At 63.0% G+C, this 20,639-nt stretch carries 17 protein-coding genes; 11 read left to right on the forward strand and 6 right to left on the reverse strand.

The genetic code is table 11. From position 1 onward, the window contains the following. The first annotated feature begins 4 nt into the window (after nt 1-4). Together NTH_RS17810 and NTH_RS17815 are read left to right on the forward strand one after the other, a co-directional pair. Complete coding sequence (locus NTH_RS17810) at nt 5-916, forward strand: hypothetical protein (protein WP_338531280.1); 912 nt, start codon at nt 5-7, stop codon at nt 914-916. Between the two features lie 747 nt (nt 917-1,663). Beyond that, nucleotides 1,664-2,653, forward strand: a complete 990-nt coding sequence (locus NTH_RS17815) for a hypothetical protein (protein ID WP_338531281.1) — start codon at nt 1,664-1,666, stop codon at nt 2,651-2,653. 63 nt (nt 2,654-2,716) lie between these two features. Here the strand turns inward: NTH_RS17815 and NTH_RS17820 are convergent, their stop codons facing one another. After that, on the reverse strand, nt 2,717-2,926 hold the full coding sequence (locus NTH_RS17820) for a hypothetical protein (RefSeq protein ID WP_338531282.1): 210 nt from the start codon (nt 2,924-2,926) through the stop codon (nt 2,717-2,719). A 516-nt stretch (nt 2,927-3,442) separates the two neighbouring features. On the opposite strand from NTH_RS17820, the gene NTH_RS17825 reads away from it, so the two are divergent. Further along, nucleotides 3,443-4,204, forward strand: a complete 762-nt coding sequence (locus NTH_RS17825) for a GGDEF domain-containing protein (protein ID WP_338531283.1) — start codon at nt 3,443-3,445, stop codon at nt 4,202-4,204. Between the two features lie 120 nt (nt 4,205-4,324). Here the strand turns inward: NTH_RS17825 and NTH_RS17830 are convergent, their stop codons facing one another. Then, nucleotides 4,325-5,491: a cystathionine beta-lyase gene (locus NTH_RS17830; protein WP_338531284.1), complete on the reverse strand. Its 1,167-nt coding sequence runs from the start codon at nt 5,489-5,491 to the stop codon at nt 4,325-4,327. A gap of 288 nt (nt 5,492-5,779) precedes the next feature. Here NTH_RS17830 and NTH_RS17835 point away from each other — a divergent pair, with 288 nt between their 5' ends. From NTH_RS17835 to NTH_RS17850, 4 genes are all read left to right on the forward strand, one after another. Continuing rightward, nucleotides 5,780-6,805 (forward strand): amino acid ABC transporter substrate-binding protein, encoded by a 1,026-nt coding sequence (locus tag NTH_RS17835; protein ID WP_338531285.1) that lies wholly within the window; start codon nt 5,780-5,782, stop codon nt 6,803-6,805. Between the two features lie 71 nt (nt 6,806-6,876). Further along, complete coding sequence (locus tag NTH_RS17840; RefSeq protein WP_338531286.1) at nt 6,877-8,070, forward strand: amino acid ABC transporter permease; 1,194 nt, start codon at nt 6,877-6,879, stop codon at nt 8,068-8,070. 9 nt (nt 8,071-8,079) lie between these two features. After that, nucleotides 8,080-9,237 (forward strand): amino acid ABC transporter permease, encoded by a 1,158-nt coding sequence (locus NTH_RS17845; RefSeq protein ID WP_338531287.1) that lies wholly within the window; start codon nt 8,080-8,082, stop codon nt 9,235-9,237. Nucleotides 9,238-9,266: 29 nt separating this feature from the next. Beyond that, complete coding sequence (locus tag NTH_RS17850) at nt 9,267-10,061, forward strand: amino acid ABC transporter ATP-binding protein (protein WP_338531288.1); 795 nt, start codon at nt 9,267-9,269, stop codon at nt 10,059-10,061. Nucleotides 10,062-10,073: 12 nt separating this feature from the next. Here NTH_RS17850 and NTH_RS17855 read toward each other — a convergent pair whose 3' ends face one another. Continuing rightward, a complete protein-coding gene (locus tag NTH_RS17855) occupies nt 10,074-11,267 on the reverse strand; it encodes an FAD-dependent monooxygenase (protein WP_338531289.1) in 1,194 nt (397 codons plus the stop codon). An 18-nt stretch (nt 11,268-11,285) separates the two neighbouring features. Then, entirely contained in the window at nt 11,286-11,528 is a 243-nt protein-coding gene (locus NTH_RS17860) for a zinc-finger domain-containing protein (protein WP_338531290.1), read from the reverse strand. Between the two features lie 220 nt (nt 11,529-11,748). Here NTH_RS17860 and NTH_RS17865 point away from each other — a divergent pair, with 220 nt between their 5' ends. Then, nucleotides 11,749-13,947, forward strand: coding sequence for an RNA degradosome polyphosphate kinase (locus NTH_RS17865; protein WP_338531291.1), 2,199 nt, complete (start codon nt 11,749-11,751; stop codon nt 13,945-13,947). Between the two features lie 6 nt (nt 13,948-13,953). Further along, nucleotides 13,954-15,474: an exopolyphosphatase gene (gene ppx / locus NTH_RS17870; RefSeq protein WP_338531292.1), complete on the forward strand. Its 1,521-nt coding sequence runs from the start codon at nt 13,954-13,956 to the stop codon at nt 15,472-15,474. A 35-nt stretch (nt 15,475-15,509) separates the two neighbouring features. Here ppx and rnd read toward each other — a convergent pair whose 3' ends face one another. Beyond that, nucleotides 15,510-16,688: a ribonuclease D gene (gene rnd, locus NTH_RS17875; protein ID WP_338531293.1), complete on the reverse strand. Its 1,179-nt coding sequence runs from the start codon at nt 16,686-16,688 to the stop codon at nt 15,510-15,512. Between the two features lie 210 nt (nt 16,689-16,898). Between rnd and aspS the strand changes: the two genes are divergently transcribed. Together aspS and NTH_RS17885 are read left to right on the forward strand one after the other, a co-directional pair. Beyond that, nucleotides 16,899-18,686, forward strand: a complete 1,788-nt coding sequence (gene aspS, locus NTH_RS17880) for an aspartate--tRNA ligase (protein ID WP_338531294.1) — start codon at nt 16,899-16,901, stop codon at nt 18,684-18,686. 4 nt (nt 18,687-18,690) lie between these two features. Continuing rightward, a complete protein-coding gene (locus NTH_RS17885) occupies nt 18,691-19,353 on the forward strand; it encodes a pyroglutamyl-peptidase I (protein ID WP_338531295.1) in 663 nt (220 codons plus the stop codon). A 77-nt stretch (nt 19,354-19,430) separates the two neighbouring features. On the opposite strand, the gene NTH_RS17890 is transcribed toward NTH_RS17885, so the two are convergent. Continuing rightward, the gene (locus NTH_RS17890) at nt 19,431-20,621 is read right to left on the reverse strand and encodes a hypothetical protein (RefSeq protein WP_338531296.1); all 1,191 of its coding nucleotides are present in this window, start codon (nt 20,619-20,621) and stop codon (nt 19,431-19,433) included. Nucleotides 20,622-20,639 lie beyond the last annotated feature (18 nt).

Here is a 20,639-nt window from a genome sequence, read left to right on the forward strand (position 1 = left end):
TTCATTGCTCTACGCAATCGGATACGAGACGCGCTCAAGATTTATAGCTGATCATAGCATCGCGCCTTCGGAAGACTCGCTCGCGATCGAGTACTCGTCGAATCGAACACTGTCCTTTCAAGTCAACAAGGAGCAGGCCGAGCGGAAGAAACATCTCATAGTATCGGACGAAGGTTCGGCGCTCGATACTACAGTGTCGGCGTTTCTAGACCGGCAATTGGATATGGGCCGCCCAATTGTCTTGGGTGTTGATGTCTCCGCCATGAATCGGTCGATAATGGCAACAGTGCTCCTAGCAGCATGCGAGAGATTGCGGTCGGGAGATCGTTTAGTGATCCTTTATTCTCCAGCGAAGTTTCGCAAGCCGTCGCTCGATCTACTGCCTTTGAGGACATTTGGACCCGTGCATCCAGATCTCACTGGAGCGCTTGGAGATCCTAGCCGAAACCGATCAATTGTAATCGGGCTTGGGTATGAGTACGGCGTCTCGCTGAATGTTTTAGACAGCCATGAGCCCGATATGAGCTTCGTTTTTCGGCCTGTTGGCTTTGATCCCCGTTTTTTGGAGTCGATGGAAGAAGCAAATTTTGGGTTCGACTTCGGAGAGAGAAATTACGAGGTTATTGACTATAATCTCGATGACATACCACGGTTGGTCGGGACATTAGATGGATTGTTTCTCTCGGCAAAACACAGTACCAACATAACCTGTGTGCCATTCGGCCCCAAGATATTCAGTGCTGCTTGCATTTTTACTGCGGCGTTGCATCGACCGGACGTTTCTGTTCTGAGGTATTCCCTCAGTGACCTCGTCGATCCGAACGACGTTGAAGCTGATGGTTCGATAGTGGGTTGTGAAATTGAGTTTCTGAACCAGAAGCCGCGTCTGCCACAGCATGATCACAGCGACCAGTAGGCGGAAGGTTATTCACTAGTCGCTTGCGGAGCTCATGGAAAGATCGTAGACTGCTTTAAGCAGCTGAACTTGTTCAGTCTTTCCGAGAGGAGCCGAAGGCGACGAGGGGTAGAGCACTCCCTTGGTAAGGGAGAGGCCGAGAGTTCAAATCTCTCCGGCAGCACCAGTTTCCAGCGACTTCACAAGTCGCTTGCCTTCCTCCGTGCACAAGCCGCTCAGAATTCGCTCCGCCCTTCGGCGGCCGATCTTATTTGTTCATAATGGGCTGTCGGGCTGACCTCGAACCATGAGCGAATCAGCGCAGCAAGGCAGCGGGCCCCTCGAGCGTGCAGGCAGCAAGCCGGTGCCGCGTTGCATGGGCGTGACCGTCCGCTCCGCCCCAGGCGCTGTGGTTTTGGCATGAAGTCCCGCCTGTTTGCCAGGGGCGGGTTTGATCCGTTTCCGGGCGTTCCCTTCACGGGACCCGTCGAGAGATGGTCGCGGTGGCTAGCCGACGAGAGGTCCATAAGCACCCACGAATTGTGGTGCCTGCTGACCAAGATCGACCGCTCCTGCCGGGAGGAGGGAGAGCGGAACGGCGCCGTCCCGATCCGCCTGATCCATGCCCGGCGACTGGTCCGTATCGCGTTGAAACTGCGTAAAGCCACTTTCGAAGACAGGCGATCGTGACTGGCCGCAGGCCCGGACGATGCCCCCGGCGGTCTCTCCTCCAGGAGATGCGCCACATACCGAGGCCATTGAAGAGCGATGCGCAACGCCACCAACGCGAAACCGGCTGGGCAGGTCGAGCCGGCAGATGAAGGATCGGCGGCCGGACCCGTGGCCTCGCTGGCCGACCGGGCGGCCAACACGAGCAAACCGCAGCGGGATTACCGCCTCTTGGCCCTGGATGGCTTGCTGGCAAATCCGGCCTTCAAAGCCTCCGAGCGCAACAAGCGGTTCCTCAGATTCATCGTCGAGGAAACGGTGGCAGGCCGAGCCGACCGCATCAAGGCCTTTACCGTGGCCGTCGATGTTTTCGGCCGGGATGCCAGCTTCGACGCTTCGACCGATCCCATCGTCCGTATCGCGGCCGGCCAGCTGCGCCGGTCGCTGCACGCCTATTACAGGGATGAAGGCCGCACCGATCTCGTGCGCATCGATATCCCGCTCGGCGGCTATGTCCCGGTCTTCAAGCGAACGCCGTCTTGGCGGCCCTTCCGCTCGTGGACCGGGCTCACCGCCGCCAGGTACCGCGGCCGCATGGGCCTTGCGGTTGCCGGTTGCGCCATCCTGGCCGGCGTCCTGGGCGCCTATCTGCACATGGGGTCGCTCGGGAGCCCTGCGGCGGACGCGCGGCCGGTCGTCGTGGTCGACAGCACGCGCGCGGTCGATGCGTCGGCCTCCACATTGTCGATCAGCAGAAAGCTGACCCAGGCACTGTGGCGCCAGCTCGGCGACGGCCGTTCGCGCGTGGTGGCCGTGCCGGAGCCCGAACACTACCTTCAGGTGGTGGAGGCCGCCGCGCGCTCGGCCGACGGGGCGCCGGTGATCAAGGTGCTGTCGGAGGTGCATGGCCGGGGCGAGGGCCTGACGATCTTCTGGAACGTGCTCGACGGCCGCACCAACGAAGCCTACGGTTCGGGCACACTCAGCACTCGGAGCAAGCTTGCCGCCGACGCGGAAGCGCTCGTCGAGGCAGGGGCCTCAGAGATATCGGGCCTGGTTCGAAGGATTCTTGAAGAACGGCCAGGATAGCCGGGGTGATGCTGCGGCCGATTCGCCGGACCTGCGGAATGTGGATTGGCCGGACCTGCGGAATCAGGGGCGCTTGCCGGTCCCGTGATCGGGGCAACCGGCGCCGAGGATTGTCCTGATCGACGTATGTGCTGATCCGTTGAATCCGGGATGCATCCCCTTGCATTCCTCGAGCAGATCCAGATCCACGGGGCCGTGCCGTACGAGCAGGATGTCCAGCTCCTCTTCCTGGAGACCCAGCGCGATGGACTCGTCCAGGAGTTTCAGGATCATCATTCTGTCCACAAGCGGTTTCGCAGGCACGTAGCGCGTCCATCGGCTGGCTTTGCGGGTATCTCGCGGTCACGCTTACTGCTACCTGGAAGGGTCCCAAAGCCCCGCCTGACGGTACCCGGGGGCGCGGCAGACGAGGCTTTGGGCAAGCCGGTCCGGGGGGCGGGAGGACCGGCTATTCGGAGCGCATGCGGCGATCCTTCACCTCCTTCGGAGGCTTGGTCGCGCCCGGAAAACTCGCCGACGACCGCACCCTCGTGTTCTGCCTTCCTGCGGCAGGAACAACCGGAGGAGGTGTGAGTGCGGTTGGGGAGCCCTCTGGATGCGTTCGATCATGCATCCTTTGTGAGGCAGCGGGACGGTTATGCGCAAATAGCGGCGGGATAAAAAGCGACGAAAGCGACGACGAACCCGCCGCGCGCCACCGCATCCGCCAAAATCGCTGAAACCTGCATGTGCCGATAACCGGATGCTTACCTGCCCAGCCTATCATGCAGCCAGCCGAAGGAGGTGTGGGTGAGCGGAATCGACGGGCTGTACGGCTATATGAAGGAATGGCCGATCTGGCGGCAGGGCCTTATGATCACGGCGATAGCCACCGTCGCGGCGGAGGCGCTGACGCTGTTCTTCTACAGCATCTTCTTCGCCGATCGGCTGCTTCTCGACCTCTTTCTGACCGCGGTCATCACGATCGCAATCGCTTTTCCCATCGCCTGCATGTTCCTGCGCCAGACGGCCAAGGTCTTCAGGCTGGCCGAAGAGCTCGATCACGCCGCAAGGACCGACTACCTCACCGGCCTCAAGAACCGGCGCGAGTTCATGATCCTGGCCGAAAAGACGCTGTCGGAGGCGCGCAATGCCTCGGCCGGCGCGCTTCTTTATATCGACATCGATCACTTCAAACGCATCAACGACCACCACGGCCACGCCACCGGCGACCGCGTCATCCAGTTCATGGGCGAGGCGATCCGCGCGGCCTCACGCGAGGTCGATATCGCCGCACGGCTGGGCGGAGAGGAGTTCGTCGTGCTCTTGCCGGACGTGAACCTGGAGCAGGCTCGCAGGGTCTGTGACCGCATTCACCGCGCCTGCCGCGAGGCCGGCCGCACCGCCGGCGTCGAGGGGCTGCAAACCTCGGTCAGCATAGGCCTGTCGATGCACCGAGCCGGTCAGTCCGTCGACGAGGTGCTCAGCGAGGCCGATGCCTTCCTGTATGAAGCCAAGAGGGCCGGGCGCGACCAAATCATGCAGTCTGTGCCCATTGAGATCGTTGCCTGACGCCGGGGTCCCGGCGGCAGACCGGCGCGCCGGTCATGATCTCTCCGCTGGACCGACCGCGAAAATGCCGAAAAACCAAGATGGGGCGTCCTTCGTGCGTCCGAATGGACGTCCGGCGCGCTAGCGGGCCGCGGCAGCAAGCCCTTTCTCGATGTCGGCTTGAAGGTCGTCGACGTCTTCGAGGCCGATCTGCAGACGGATGACCGGGCCGGCCTCGGGCCCCTTCGCGACAGTCCGGTCGTCGAGTTGCACATGCACCGCAAGGCTCTCGAATCCGCCCCAGGAATAGCCGAGCCCGAAAATCTCCAGCGCGTCGAGAAAGGCATGGGCCTGCGCCTGGCCACCGCCATCCAGGACGATGGAGAAGATGCCGCTGGCGCCTGAAAAATCGCGTTTCCAGATGGCGTGGCCCGGATGGGAGGGGAGGGCGGGATGCAGCACCTGCGCCACCCCGGCGCGGCCTTCCAGCCAGCGGGCAAGGTGCAGCGCGCTCTGCTGATGGCGCTCAAGCCGTACGCCCATGGTACGCAGCCCGCGCAGCACCTGGTAGACATCATCCGGCCCGGCGCACACGCCCATCGTCAGATAGGCGTCATAAAGCCTTTCCCAGCAGGCTTCGTTGGCCGACACCGTGCCGAGCAGAATGTCGGAATGGCCGGCCGGATATTTGGTGGCAGCGTGGATGGAGATGTCGACGCCGAAATCGAGCGGCCGGAAATAAAGGGGCGTGGCCCATGTATTGTCCATCATCACGACGGCGCCCGCCGCATGAGCCGCGGCGCTGATGGCGGGAATGTCCTGCATTTCAAACGTGTTGGAGCCGGGCGATTCGGTGAAGACGACTTTCGTGTTGTCTCGGATCAGCCCTGCGATGTCGGCACCGACTGCCGGATCGTAATATTCCACCTCCACGCCAAGCCGCTCGAGCATGGTGTCGGCGAAGCGACGGGTGGGATGGTAGACCGAATCGACGATCAGCACATGGTCGCCCGCCGAAAGGAAGCCCAGCAGGGGAACGCAGACGGCGGCCAGGCCCGACGGCACGGCAATCGTGCCGGCCGAGCCCTCCAGCGCGTCGACCGCTGCCCCCAGGGCGTCGGTGGTCGGCGTGCCGCGTGTGCCATAGGTGTATTTCTGGCTCCGCGCAGCCATCGCCGCCGCATCGGGGAACAGCACCGTCGAGGCGTGGACGACAGGAGGATTTACAAAGCCGTGGAAGTCGCGCGGGTCGTTGCCGGCATGCGCGAGCCGCGTATTCACGCCACGCATCTGGTGATTTTTGCCCATTGTGCCGCCTTTGCTTTCGACAGGCCGCTCGCGCGGCGATCATCCCCGATTAATTTCTTCGCGCCCGCAGCACAACCCTGCGCCGCCCTGGTACCGGCAGGCCGGAGCCAATTGACATCATTGTCCCTTTCGCACTTGACCCGCGCTGCAATATGGCATTCGATGGGCTCTGTGCATGGGAGAGGAAGCGTGTAACCGATACAGTGTTCATCTGAATGGATACGCCGGCTTCCGCACAAGTAGCTTAGAGGATGAACCCTGTACGTTAAAAATAAAGGGTCAATGAACATGAAGAAACTTATCACGGCACTGCTCGGCTCGGCCGTTGCCATCGCGGCAGCTCCGGCCTCTGCAGCTACCCTCGACGACGTGAAATCGAAGGGTTATGTGCAGTGCGGCGTTTCCACCGGTCTTGCCGGTTTCAGCGCGCCGGACGACACCGGCGACTGGACGGGCCTGGACGTCGACTACTGCCGCGCCGTCGCTGCTGCGATCTTCGACGATCCGGAAGCCGTCCGCTTCACGGCACTGACCGCCAAGGAACGCTTCACCGCGCTCCAGTCGGGCGAGATCGACATCCTTTCGCGAAACACCACCTGGACCATCAGCCGCGATACCGCACTTGGCCTCAACTTTGCCGGCGTCACCTACTATGACGGCCAGGGCTTCATGATCAACGCGCAGAAGCTCCAGGGCATCAACTCCGCCCTTCAGCTTTCCGGCGCCGCCGTCTGCGTGCAGTCCGGCACCACGACGGAGCTCAACCTGGCCGACTACTTCAAGGCCAACAACATGGAGTACAATCCTGTTGTCTTCGAGAAGCTCGAAGAGGTGAACGCGGCTTACGATTCGGGCCGTTGCGACGTCTACACCACCGACCAGTCGGGCCTCTACGCGATCCGCCTCACGCTGGCCAATCCGGACGACCATGTGGTGCTTCCCGAGATCATCTCGAAGGAGCCTCTCGGCCCGGTCGTGCGCCATGGCGATGACCAGTGGTTCGATATCGCGAAGTGGGTTTATTTTGCGATGCTGAATGCCGAGGAATACGGCATCACCCAGGACAATCTCGACGAGATGCTGAAGTCCGACAATCCCAACATCTCGCGCATGCTCGGCACCGAGGAAGGGTCCAAGCTGGCCGCTGATCTGGGGCTTGACGAAGATTGGGTTGTTCGCATCGTCAGGCATGTCGGCAACTACGGCGAGGTCTTCGAGCGCAATGTAGGCGCCGAGAGCCCGCTCAAGATCAGCCGCGGCATCAACGCGCTGTGGACCAAGGGCGGCATCCAGTACGGCCCGCCGATCCGCTGATCGAGGAAATTTAGCCTTCATGACGGGCGAAAGGCGCCTGCCGCCTTTCGCCCCCCTCATCGGGGATCGATATGGCAACCCAGGACTCAATCGCGGAGGGCCGTGAGGCTCCCCGGGTACCGTTGCTTTATGATCCAAAGCTTCGCTCGATCGCGTATCAGGTCCTCGTCTTTGTCGGCCTTTTCGCCTTCGTCTATTGGATCATCGGCAATACCGTAGACAATCTGCAGCGCGCCAACATCGCGTCCGGTTTCGATTTTATGCAGAGCCGCGCCGGCTTCGACATCGGCCAGAGCATGATCGAGTACACCTCGGACTCGACCTATGGCCGCGCTTTGCTGGTCGGCTTGCTGAACACGCTTCTGGTGGCTGTGCTGGGCATCGCCACGGCCACGATAATCGGCTTTGTCGTCGGCGTCGGGCGGCTGTCCACCAACTGGCTGATCAACCGCATCTGCCTCGTCTATGTCGAGGTCTTCCGCAACGTCCCGCCGCTGCTCGTCATTTTCTTCTGGTATTTCGGTGTCCTGTCGGTCCTGCCGGGTCCCCGCGACAGTATCGAGCTCCCCTTCGGCTCATACCTGAACGGGCGCGGCTTCTATTTTCCGAAGTTCATCTGGGGGGAGGGAGCCTGGCTGATCGCGCTGGCTTTCCTGCTGGCGCTGATCTTCGTCTTCTTCGTGCGGCGTTGGGCCTATAAGCGCCAGGCGGCCACCGGAGAGCAGTTCCCGGTCTTCCTGACGGGGCTGGGTCTCATCGTGGGCCTGCCGCTTCTTGCCTTCTTCCTGACCGGCATGCCGCTCGAATTCTCCTATCCGGAGCTTTCCACGTTCAACCTGCGCGGCGGCGTGCAGGTCAAACCGGAGTTCCTGTCGCTCTATCTCGCGCTGTCCTTCTACACCGCCGCCTTCATCGCCGAGATCGTGCGGGCGGGCGTGCTGGGGGTCAGCCGGGGGCAGACGGAAGCATCGCTCGCGCTCGGCCTGAGCGCAAACCAGACCTTGCGGCTCGTCATCGTACCCCAGGCCCTGCGCATCATCATCCCGCCGCTCACGAGCCAGTATCTTAACCTGACCAAGAACTCTTCGCTTGCCATAGCCATCGGTTATCCGGATCTGGTCGCGACAGGCGGCACGGCCCTCAATCAGACGGGGCAGGCGATCGAGATCGTGGCGATCTGGCTGGTCGTCTATCTGGGCCTCAGCCTGACAACTTCGGCTTTCATGAACTGGTTCAACGCGCGCATGGCGCTGGTCGAGAGATAGGGGGCAGCCATGCAGGAGCACGATCTCTCCTTCGTCCGCGCGCAAATGATCGCCGAGCAGGCGCCGCCGCTTCGCGAGCGTGGCCTGGTGCGGTGGCTGCGCAAGAATCTGTTCGCCAATATCACCGACACCATCTTCACGCTGATCGGGCTGTTCATCATCTTCTCGATCGTCCCGCCGGTGCTGAACTGGGCATTCTTCGACGCACAATGGTTCGGCACCGACCGCACGTTCTGCGCCACGGTGGTGCAGGGCGGGATGCAGCCGGAAGGCTGGTCCGGCGCCTGCTGGGCCTTCGTCCGCGCCAAGTTCCTCCAGTTCATGGTGGGACGGTATCCGGTGGACGAACGCTGGCGGGTCTATCTGACCGGCATCATCTTCGTGGCGCTGCTGGTACCCATGCTCATGCCCAAGGTGCCGCGCAAGGGGCTCAACGCCATCCTTTTGTTCCTGGCCTTTCCCATCGTCGGCTTCTTTCTGCTGTCGGGCGGCTATTTCGGCCTGCAACCGGTGCCGACGCCGCTGTGGGGCGGGCTGATGGTGACCCTGGTTCTGGCCTATGTCGGTATCACCGTATCGCTGCCCTTCGGCATCGTGCTGGCGCTGGGAAGGCGTTCGCAGATGCCGGTTGTCAAGCTCGTCTGCATCATCTTCATCGAGACGATGCGCGGCGTGCCGCTGATCACCATTCTGTTCATGGCCAGCGTCATGCTGCCGCTCTTCCTGCCGCCCGGCACCACCTTCGACAAGCTCCTGCGGGCGCTGATCGGCGTCGCGCTGTTCGCCTCCGCCTATATGGCCGAGGTCATCCGCGGCGGCTTGCAGGCAATCCCCAAGGGGCAGTACGAGGGTGCGGATGCGCTGGGGCTGAGCTATTGGCAGAAAACCAATCTGATCGTGCTGCCGCAGGCGATCAAGCTCGTCATCCCCGGGATCGTGAACACCTTCATCGGCCTCTTCAAGGACACGAGCCTGGTCTACATCATCGGCATGTTCGATCTTCTGGGCGCCGTCCGGCTGAATTTCGCGGACGCCAACTGGGCCTCGGCGCAGACACCGATCACCGGCCTCGTCTTCGCGGGCTTCATCTTCTGGCTGTTCTGCTTCGGCATGTCGCGCTACTCGATATTCATGGAACGCCGGCTCGACACCGGCCATAAACGATAGCCGGCCGCAGGCTCGGCAAGGGGAAGACAATGGCAAGTCAGGCAGAGAAAAAGGAAGCGCCCGGGAAGGGCGAAATGCAGATCGCCGGTACAGACGTCGCCATCGAAATCATCGGCATGCATAAATGGTTCGGTGAGTTCCATGTCCTGAAGGACATCAATCTGAAGGTCATGGGCGGCGAGCGCATTGTCGTCTGCGGTCCGTCGGGCTCCGGCAAGTCCACCATGATCCGCTGCATCAACCGGCTGGAAGAACACCAGAAGGGCAAGATCATCGTCGACGGCATCGAACTCACCAACGACCTGAAGAAGATCGACGAGGTGCGCCGCGAGGTCGGCATGGTGTTCCAGCACTTCAACCTTTTCCCGCATCTGACGATCCTGGAGAACTGCACGCTCGCCCCTATTTGGGTGCGCAAGATGCCCCGGCGCGAGGCCGAGGCCATCGCGATGCGCTATCTGGAGCGGGTCAAGATTCCCGAGCAGGCGAATAAATATCCCGGCCAGCTCTCCGGCGGTCAGCAGCAACGCGTGGCCATTGCCCGGGCGCTCTGCATGAATCCGCGCATCATGCTCTTCGACGAGCCGACCTCCGCGCTCGACCCGGAGATGATCAAGGAGGTGCTGGATACAATGGTCGACCTCGCCGAGGAAGGCATGACCATGATCTGCGTCACCCACGAAATGGGTTTTGCGCGCCAGGTGGCGAACCGGGTGATCTTCATGGACCAGGGCCAGATCGTCGAGCAGAACGAGCCGGCGGAGTTCTTCGACAACCCGCAGCACGAACGCACCAAGCTGTTCCTGTCGCAGATACTGCACTGAGCGCCCGCGCCATCACGCGCCGGGCGCGGCCTCCACGTCATAGCCGTAGAGCCAGTCGAGGTCGGCCAGCAGCCGTTCCTCGCTTCTGAAATGCAGCGCCAGGTTTCGCGCACGCGCCACCAAGCCGCCTGCGTGCCAGGCGAAGCGGTTGAAGCGGCCGCGGGCTGCAACGCGTTTCAGTCGAGGCTTGCGCAGGGTCTCGAAGCGTTGAAGCATTGCGGCGCGCTCTCTGCCCCGCGCGTGGAGAACGGCCAGCAGGGCCGCGTCCTCGATCGCCATTGCCGCTCCCTGCGCTGCATAGGGCGTCAAGGCATGGGCGGCATCGCCGATCAGCGCCATGCCGCCCGGATGGTGCCAGCGCCGCAGGCTGCCGACGGTATGCAGCGGCCACGTCCTCCAGGGCGCGGCCACTGAGACGAGCATGCGCAAGCGAGGGGAGGCGCCAGCCATGGCTGAGACCAGCGCGGTCATGTCGGCCTCGCTTGTCCAGCGTCGACCGAGGTCGCGCCCCCGTGTGACGGCGACGAGATTGACCTGGCTGCCGCCTTGCACAGGATAGGCCACCAGATGGAAACCGGGGGCAAGCAGCGCGCAGACACTGTCATTTTCCGAACTCAGGATGCCTTCCGGCACATCGCCGGCACGCACCACGGCGCGATGGGCGACATGGCCGCTGAACCTGCTTTGGCCGTCGCTCGCCAGCCTTCGCAACCGTGACCACACGCCATCGGCCGCCACAAGCAATCCGCAGCCGATCTGAGCCCCGGAGGAAAGGCGGACAGCGACTGCCTCGCCCTGGAAAGCCGCGTCGTCGACGCTCTCGCCCATCACCAGGCGTATGGAGGGTGTCTCGCCGACAACCTCCGCAAGCGCCCCCTGAAGGTCGGCGCGGTGCACCACCAGATAGGCCGCTCCCCAGCGCGCCTCGGCCTTTCGCCCGAGCGGAACCCGCCCAAGCGGCCTCAGGCTCGCCGCGTCCTTGAGGAGGATCGCCTGCGGAGCGACGGCCTTGCCGTCCAACCGGGCGGTGACGCCGAGGCGGTCGAGAATGCGCGTCGCATTCGGGGAAAGCTGCAGGCCCGCGCCCGCTTCCTCAAGCGTGTCGGCACGTTCGTATACGGAAACGTTAAATCCTTGCGCGGCGAAGGCAAGCGCTGCCGTCAGGCCCGCAATTCCGGCCCCCGCGACGACAACATGCCTTTTCACGGCGACTGGGTCCTGATCCTAAGCAGCTTCCGTGTAGCGGCAGTCTTCAGGCCTGGTCTCGGATGCCTTCAGTTCGGGATTGTAGCGGTAGAGCGTCGAGCAATAGGGGCAGACGCGCTCCACATCGTCGCCCATGTCCAGAAACACATGGGGATGGTCATCGGGAGCGGCCGCGCCGACGCACATGAATTCCTTCACGCCGATCTCGATCGAACGATGTCCAGCCGTGTTGTGAAAATGCGGTATCGTATCGCCAGCCATATCATTCTCCCGCGAACTGCATCCAGGGCCCGCCATCGCTCCGCTGTTTCCCCAGGCGGATGTGACCGGCCGATGGGCTGCGTTTGTAGCATAAACGGCTTCTTTGCAAGCCTGTGATATGAAACTGTCGCAAAACCATGCCACTGCATAATATAGGGTGGTACGACGTGGTGCGCCGCCGGGCATTCGGCCGGGCATCCGGTAAGACAGCGGGCAGATGATGAACGAGTTGAAACCAGTCAAGAATGAGTTTCCGGACCAGCAGGGCGCCGCCGATGCGATCGCCGGTCCCGATCGGTTCGTCAATCGCGAGTTCTCCTGGCTTCAGTTCAACAGGCGCGTTCTGGATGAATCGCAGAACCCCAGCCATCCGCTGCTGGAGCGGGTGCGCTTCCTTTCCATCTCGGCCGACAATCTCGACGAGTTCTTCATGGTCCGCGTTGCCGGTCTCGCCGGCCAGGTGCGCGAGAATATCGCGACACGCAGCGCCGACGGGCGCACGCCGGAAGAGCAGCTCGACCAGGTTCTCCGCGAGGTGAGCCGTCTGCAGATCGATCAGCATGCAAGCCTCTCCCGCCTTCTGGAACTGCTCAGAAAGGAGGAAATCGAACTGATCCGGCCGGCGGCGCTGACGGCGGACGACAAGAAGTGGGTCGAGGCGCATTTCCTCGACGATATCTATCCAGTGCTGACGCCGCTCTCCATCGACCCGGCGCATCCATTTCCCTTCATTCCGAATCTCGGCTTCTCTATCGCGCTCGATCTCCAGAACCTGACGGACGGCGAGGCGATGACGGCTCTGCTGCGCCTGCCGGTTGCCCTGCAGCGCTTCATAGAGCTGCCCCGGCGCGGCAGTGCCTGCCGCCTCGTCACGCTCGAGGATGTGGTGGAGCTTTTTATCGGAAAGCTCTTTCCTGGCTACCGCGTCAACGGGTCCGGCACCTTCCGCATCATCCGCGACAGCGATATCGAGGTGGAGGAAGAGGCCGAGGATCTGGTCCGCCTGTTCGAAAGCGCGCTGAAACGCCGCCGCCGCGGGTCGGTGATCCGCATCGAGTTCGAACGCTCGATGCCGGAGTCCCTGCGCGCCTTCGTGGCGACGGAGCTCGGCGTGCCGCCGACCCGCATCAGCGTCCTGGAAGGGCCGCTGGCGATCAACCAGATATCGGAGATCGTCAAGATCCCGCGCGAGGAGCTGAAGTTCGCGCCCTATAATCCGCGCTTTCCCGAGCGCATCCGCGAGCATAGTGGCGACTGCTTCGCCGCGATACGCGAGAAGGACCTGGTGGTCCATCACCCGTACGAATCCTTCGATGTCGTGGTGCAGTTTCTGCGCCAGGCCTCCCAGGATCCCGATGTCGTGGCGATCAAGCAGACCCTTTACCGTACCTCCAACGACAGCCCCATCGTGCGCGCGCTGATCGAGGCTTCGGAGGCCGGCAAGTCGGTGACGGCCCTCGTGGAGCTCAAGGCCCGCTTCGACGAGGAAGCCAATATCCGCTGGGCACGAGACCTTGAGCGGGCGGGCGTGCAGGTCGTGTTCGGCTTCATCGAATTGAAGACCCACGCCAAGATGTCGCTGGTCGTGCGCCGCGAGGAGGGGAGGCTGCGCACCTACTGCCACCTGGGTACCGGCAACTACCATCCGATCACCGCCCGCATCTATACCGATCTGTCCTATTTCACCGACGATCCGATCATCGCCCACGACGTGGCCAAGGTCTTCAATTTCATCACCGGCTATGCCGAGCCGGACGTGGATATGAAGCTCGCCGTGTCTCCCTTCACGCTGCGTGACCGCATCCTGAGGCACATCGCGGCGGAGGTGGAACATGCCAAGGGCGGTCGTCCCGGGCAAATATGGATGAAGATGAATTCGCTCGTCGACCCCGCAATTATCGATGCTTTGTACGAAGCAGGTCGCGCCGGCGTTGAGATAGATCTGGTCGTGCGCGGCATTTGCTGCCTGCGGCCGCAAGTGCCCGGCCTGTCGGAGAACATAAGGGTCAAGTCCATCGTCGGCCGCTTCCTTGAGCACAGCCGCATCTATTGTTTCGGCAATGGTCACGGGCTGCCCTCCGACGAGGCCGTCGTCTACATCTCGTCCGCCGACCTGATGCCCCGCAATCTCGACCGGCGTGTCGAGGCCATGGTGCCGATCACCAATCCGACTGTGCATGAACAGGTGCTGGGCCAGATCATGCTGGGCAACATCATGGACAACCAGCAAAGTTTCGAAGTATTGCCAGACGGTACCTCGAGGCGCATTGTGCCCGAGGATGGAGAAGAAACCTTCAACGCCCAGGAATACTTCATGACCAATCCCAGCCTTTCGGGCCGAGGCGATGCACTTAAATCCCATGCGCCGAAGCGGATTGCGGCCTTCAAGCGCCGCAAGAAGGCCCAAGCTGGCGGCTGACGGCGCGTGGGCATAAAGGCATCGCAAGGCCGGTTGCAGGATCGCCGGCCGATCTCGATCATCGACATCGGATCCAACTCGATCCGTCTGGTGATCTATGAAGGCATCGCACGGTCTCCGACCGTGCTTTTCAATGAGAAGATGCTTGCAGGGTTGGGCAAGTCGCTCGTCACGACGGGCGAACTCGATCCCGACGGCGTGAGCCGGGCCGTCGAAGAGTTCCGGCGCTTTCGGGCGCTATCGGAGCAGGCCGGCGCCCAGTCGCTCCATGTGCTGGCGACGGCTGCCGCACGGGAGGCGACGAACGGTCCCGATTTCATAGCGAGGGCCGAAGAGATACTGGGAACGAGAATCCGCGTCCTTTCCGGTCGCGAGGAGGCGCAGTATTCGGCCTTCGGCATCATGTCCGGCTTTCATAAGCCTGACGGCATTGTCGGCGATCTAGGCGGCGGCAGCCTCGAATTGGTCGATGTCCGGGATCGCGACATGGGCGAGGGCATAACGCTGCCCTTGGGCGGCTTGCGCCTGCGTGAGATGTCGGAGAGTTCCGTCGCGGCTGCGACCCGGATTGCCCGAAGCGAGATCGCCCGCGCGAACTGGCTGGGCCAGGGCGCAGGCAGGGCGTTCTATTGCGTCGGCGGCACTTGGCGCAACCTGGCGCGGCTCCACATGAACGTGACCGGCTATCCGCTTGAGGTCATGCACTATTACGAGATGGACCCTGTCCGGCACGCGGCCTTCCTCAAGCGTGTGGCCAGCGGCAGCATCGACAAGATGAAGGGGATAGACCGGATATCGAAGAACCGCCGCGCCCTGCTGCCCTATGGCGCTGCGGTCCTGTTGGAGGTCATCCGCGCCGCCAAGCCCTCCAAAATCGTGATCTCCGCCAATGGCGTACGCGAGGGTTATCTTTATTCGCTGCTTGAAGAGCCGGTGCGTGAAACGGATCCGCTGATTTCGGCGGCTGAAGAACTGGCCCTTTTAAGATCGCGTTCGGTCACCCATGCCCGCGAGCTGGCAGACTGGTCGACCGAGGCTTTTCAGGCGCTGGGCATCCAAGAGACGGAGAACGAGGCGCGCTATCGCCGGGCCGCCTGTCTCATGGCCGACATCGGCTGGCGCGCCCATCCCGAATACCGCGGCACCCAGTCGCTCAACATCATTGCCCATGGCTCCTTCAGTGGCATCGACCATCCCGGCCGCGCCTTCATCGCGCTCACCAACCTGTTCCGCCATGAGGGCCTGTTCAATGACGGCTTGTCGCCGGAGATGCGCCGGCTCGCGACTCCCGTCTATGTCGAGCGCGCCCGGCTTCTTGGTGGCCTGATGCGCGTCGTCTACCTGTTGTCCGCGTCGATGCCCGGCATCATCCCGCAACTGAAATGGGTAAAGCGCGAAAACGGGACGCTGGCCCTTCTGGTACCGCGCTCGCACGCCGCGCTGATGGGCGAGCGTCCGCATGGCCGGATGGCGCATCTTGCGAAGGTCACCGGGCTCGACCTGACGCTCGGTGTCGCCGAAGCTTGAACCCGAAGGAACGGCGCACGGAATGCCGCAATGCTCTATTCGGCGGCGCTGACCAGCCCCGTATCGGGTGAAAAGGTCTCGATGCGGCGGTTGTTGAAGCGCAGCGCCGTCTCGCCGCGCATCAGCTTCAGGGCCTCTCCGCCGAAGACCTCGCGCCTCCAGCCGGATAGCGCTGGAACATCGGCCTTCTCGCCTTCCGCCGCGATCCGCTCGATATCGTCGCTGGAGGCGAGCATCTTGGGGGCGACCCCCTCCCGCTCGGCGACGAGCTTCAACAGGACTTTGATGAGCTCCGCCGCGGCCGCCGCGCCTTCAGGCGCATGGACAGGCTTCGGCAGCTTCGGCAGCTCTTCCCTCGGCAAGGCAAGGGCGGCGTTCACGGCCTCCAGAAGTCCTGCCGCCGCGCCCGAGCGCTCCCAACCCCTGGGGATCGAGCGCAGCCTTCCCAGAGCCTGCACATCCTTGGGCTGCTGCTGGGCGACCTCATAGATGGCGTCGTCCTTGATGACGCGGCCGCGCGGCACGTTGCGCTCGCGCGCTTCCATCTCGCGCCACGTTGCGACACGTTGCATGACCGCCAGCTCGATCGGCTTGCGCACCCGCAGCTTCAACCGCTTCCAGGCGTCTTCGGGATGCGGATCATAGGTCTCGCGCGCCGTCAGAACATCCATTTCCTCCTTCAGCCAGTGCGCCCGGTTCTCCCGGTCGAGCTGCTGCTTGAGATGCAGGTAGACGGGGATGAGATGGGTCACGTCCGCCAGCGCATAGTCGAGCTGCTTGTCGGAGAGCGGCCTGTGCCGCCAATCGGTGAAGCGCGAGGTCTTGTCGATCCGGTCGCCCGTGATGCGTCCCACGAGCTGGTCGTAGGAGATGCTGTCGCCGAAACCGCAGACCATGGCCGCCACCTGGGTGTCGAAGATGGGATGCGGAATGAGCCCTCCGAGATTGAAGATGATCTCGATGTCCTGCCGCGCGGCGTGAAACACCTTCGTCACCGCCTCGTTCGCCATCAGGTCGAAAAACGGCTTCAGGTCCATGTCCGGCGCGAGCGGGTCGACCAGCGCGGTCACGCCCGGCGCCGCCATCTGGATGAGGCACAATTCGGGCCAGAACGTCGTCTCACGAATGAATTCGGTATCGATCGTGACGAAATCGGATTTTTCGAGCTCGGAGACGGCCTGCTCGAGCTCATGTCTTGTTTTGATCAGTTCCATGAAACCTGTTTATGCGCAGATGGCAGAAATGTGAAGATTTCTATTCATATCCTATCGCCCGATCCGTAGAGGGGGCGCAGGCCGTTTCTGCCGTCCGCGCGGTCCCCGCATGCCTTGACAAATCGCACCTCTCATGCGCTTTTCGCGCCGACTTCGAAGGGTCGACCCTCGACGGCCCAGCGCATATTCCAACACACGGACGACACGACCATGCACCGCTATCGCAGCCATTCCTGCGCCGAACTCAGAAAATCCGACGTCGGCAAGGCCGTCCGTCTCTCCGGCTGGGTCCACCGCGTGCGCGACCATGGCGGGCTGCTTTTCATCGATCTGCGCGACCATTACGGCCTGACGCAGATCGTCGCGGACCCCGATTCCCCATCCTTCGGCACGGCCGAACGCGTGCGCGGCGAATGGGTCATCCGGGTCGACGGCGAGGTGAAGGCGCGCACGGAAGAGACCGTCAACCCGAACCTGCCTACCGGCGGCATCGAGGTTTTCGCGCGCGAGATCGAGGTCCTCAGCCAGGCGAAGGAACTGCCGCTTCCCGTGTTCGGCGAGCCGGAATATCCCGAGGACATCCGCCTCAAATACCGCTTCCTCGACCTGCGCCGCGAAACGCTGCACAGGAACATCGTCGCACGAACGAAGATCATCGCCGAGATGCGTCAGCAGATGGCCGGCGCCGGCTTCACCGAATATTCCACGCCGATCCTGACGGCCTCTTCGCCCGAGGGCGCGCGCGACTTCCTGGTGCCCTCGCGGCTGCACGAGGGCAAGTTCTACGCGCTGCCGCAGGCGCCGCAGATCTACAAGCAGCTCATCATGGTCTCGGGCTTCGACCGCTATTTCCAGATCGCGCCCTGTTTCCGCGACGAGGACCCGCGCGCCGACCGCCTGCCGGGCGAGTTCTACCAGCTCGACCTGGAAATGAGCTTTGTCGAGCAGGAAGACGTGTTCCAGACCATGGAGCCGGTCATCCGCGACATCTTCAAGGCTTTTGCCGGCGACAAGCCCGTCACCGAAACCTTCCGCCGCATCTCCTATGACGAGGCCATGCGCAAATACGGCTCCGACAAGCCCGACCTGCGCAACCCCATCGAGATGCAGGACGTGTCGGATCATTTTCGTGGTTCGGGCTTCAAGGTGTTCGCCAACATCCTCGCCAACGATCCCAAGGCCGAAGTCTGGGCGATTCCGGCCAGGACCGGCGGCTCCCGCGCTTTCTGCGACCGCATGAACTCGTGGGCGCAGGGCGAAGGCCAGCCGGGGCTGGGCTATATTTTCTGGCGCAAGGAAGGCGAGGGTCTGGAAGGCGCCGGCCCGCTCGCCAAGAACATCGGGCCCGAACGCACCGAGGCGATCCGCACCCAGCTCGGCCTGGAAGATGGCGATGCCTGCTTCTTCGTTGCCGGCGATCCGAAGAAATTCGTTGCCTTCGCCGGCGCCGCCCGCACACGCGCGGGCGAAGAACTGAACCTCGTCGACCGCGACCGCTTCGAGCTTTGCTGGATCGTCGACTTCCCCTTCTTCGAGTGGAACGAGGACGAGAAGCGGATCGATTTCGGGCACAACCCCTTCACCATGCCCCAGGGCGGACTGGAGGCGCTGGAAAACGAGGAGCCGCTTTCGATCAAGGCGTTCCAGTACGACATGGTCTGCAACGGCTTCGAGATTGCCTCGGGCGGCATTCGCAACCATCTGCCGGAAGTCATGGTCAAGGCGTTCGGGATCGCCGGCTTCGACCAGGCGACGGTGGAAGAGCGCTTCGGCGGGCTCTACCGGGCCTTCCAGTATGGCGCGCCGCCCCATGGCGGCATGGCCGCCGGCATCGACCGCATCGTCATGCTTCTGGTCGGCGCCAAGAATCTGCGGGAGGTCACGATGTTCCCGATGAACCAGCAGGCTCAGGACCTGCTCATGGGCGCCCCCTCGGAGGCCACCCCACAGCAGCTTCGCGACCTGCACCTGCGACTGGCTCCGGTCAAGAAGGACTGACGCGGTGGCGGCCGGCGCGCAACCATGCGAGCCGGTCCGTCCGCGCGTACTGGTTACAGGCTTTGGCCCGTTTCCCGGCGCACCGGTCAACCCGACCGAATGGCTCGTGGAGGCCTTGGGCGGGCAACCATGGTCCGATGCCGAACTGCGCGCCGCAGTGCTTGCGGTGGAATATGCCACGGTCGCCCAAAACGCCGAGAAGCTGGGCGAGAGTCACTCCCCCGACATCGCAATCCATTTCGGCCTGAGCGCCATGGCGCAGGGCTTTACGCTGGAACGCATCGCCCGCAATGAGATCAGGCGGGGCAGGGCCGACAGTGCCGGCGAGCTCGCCGCCAGCGACCGCATCTGCGATGGCGAGGCCGTGCTGCCCTCGACCCTGCCGCTCGCCCACATCGAGGCGGCGCTGAAGGCGCATGGCCTGCCGGTCTCGTGGTCCGACGACGCCGGCGGCTATCTGTGCAACTATCTCTTCTACCTGTCGCGCAGTCCGCAATGGCCGCGATTCGCGCCGGCCATGTCCGGCTTCATTCATGTGCCGCCGTTGCGCTCCGAAGGCGAGGGGCCAGCCAATGGCCTTTGCCGCCGGGATATGTTGCAGGGCGCGGGCCTGATCGTAGCGGCCTGCATCGAGGTGTGGCTGAGGGAACGAAGGCCGCAGGCCTAGGGTCCTGACCCTAGATCACCTCGCCGTTTCGCCGGAACGGGAGGTGACCAAGCTTTTATGTTCCAGGGGCAGAAGGCCTACTGGTTCGCCTTCACCGTGAGGCCGATCTGCTTGGCCAGCATTTCCGGCGCGCCCATTGCCGCCCCCATGAGCATGGCGAATGGCACGGGCGTGGACGGCTGGGCGCTGATTTCGATGTTGTCGGGCGCCTTGAGGAACGTCGTCACCGCCTGCGCCACCTCATTGGCAAGTTCGGTCCCCAGAAAGGGCGAAAGCTGCATCGGGATGATCGCCCCGGCCTGCGCAATCACATCTTCCCGCTTCCCGCCCTGCTTCGAGGCGACCAGATCGACCACCTTCTCGCTGAGCGAATCGTCGTCGAACCGCACCGAGAGGCCGTGGAAGGAGATCTGCTGCATCATGCCCAGCATGGCCATGCCCTGGCTGGACCCTTCCGACGCCTTCATGTTCTCGGTCATTTCGCTCACCGACCTGATGAAGGTGGGCGTATAGCCCGAGATTTCGCCGGTGAGGACGAGCGTGCCGCCGTCGTCAAGGGTCAGGGCGTAGCGGTCGAGACGGACCTGTCCGTCCGACGGCCGCCAGCGGCCGGAAAATTCGAGCGAACCCGTCAGTTCCTCATAGCCCAGTTCCTCAATGGTCTTGCGCGGGTTCTCGCCTTTGGACAGCGACGCCGTATTTACGGTGAACCGTGCCGGGTGACCCTCGATCTCCATGGCCTGGTCCTCGCCTGAGATCGACATGTCCGCGCGCAGGTCTTCGATGGAACCGAGCAGGACATCGTCCTCGTCGCGCGCCTCCACATGGTCGACCTCGAACCGCTCATAACGCAGCGCGCCGCCATAAGGGTCGGCGGCAGCGTCCTTCGTCAGCACGAGGCCGCTGATGGAAAGGCCGCTCAGCGAGACCTTCACATCGTCTGCCTCATGCGAAAGCGACGCAATGTCCAGGTTTTCGACACGGTAGCCGGTGTCGGTTTCGCTGACATCCTCAAGGCGGATTTCGCCGAGCGGGAGCGCTCCCTCGATCTCGGCATCCGTGCTTGCGGCGGTTGCACCATCAAGCACAACCGTGCTTCCCTCCTGCCGCACCGCTTCCCATTCCAGTTCCACCTGTTGACGGTCGAGCTGGGCCTTGAGGGCGGATGCAACATCTTCAGCTTCGAAGGCGAAGGCCGCCTGGGACATCGCGCCAAGAAAAAGGCTGACGCCCACAAGGCGCTTCGTCAGGAGAGAAGGTCTGGCCATCGGGTGTGCTCCACGCGT

The organism is Nitratireductor thuwali (assembly GCF_036621415.1).
Lineage (GTDB): Bacteria > Pseudomonadota > Alphaproteobacteria > Rhizobiales > Rhizobiaceae > Chelativorans > Chelativorans thuwali.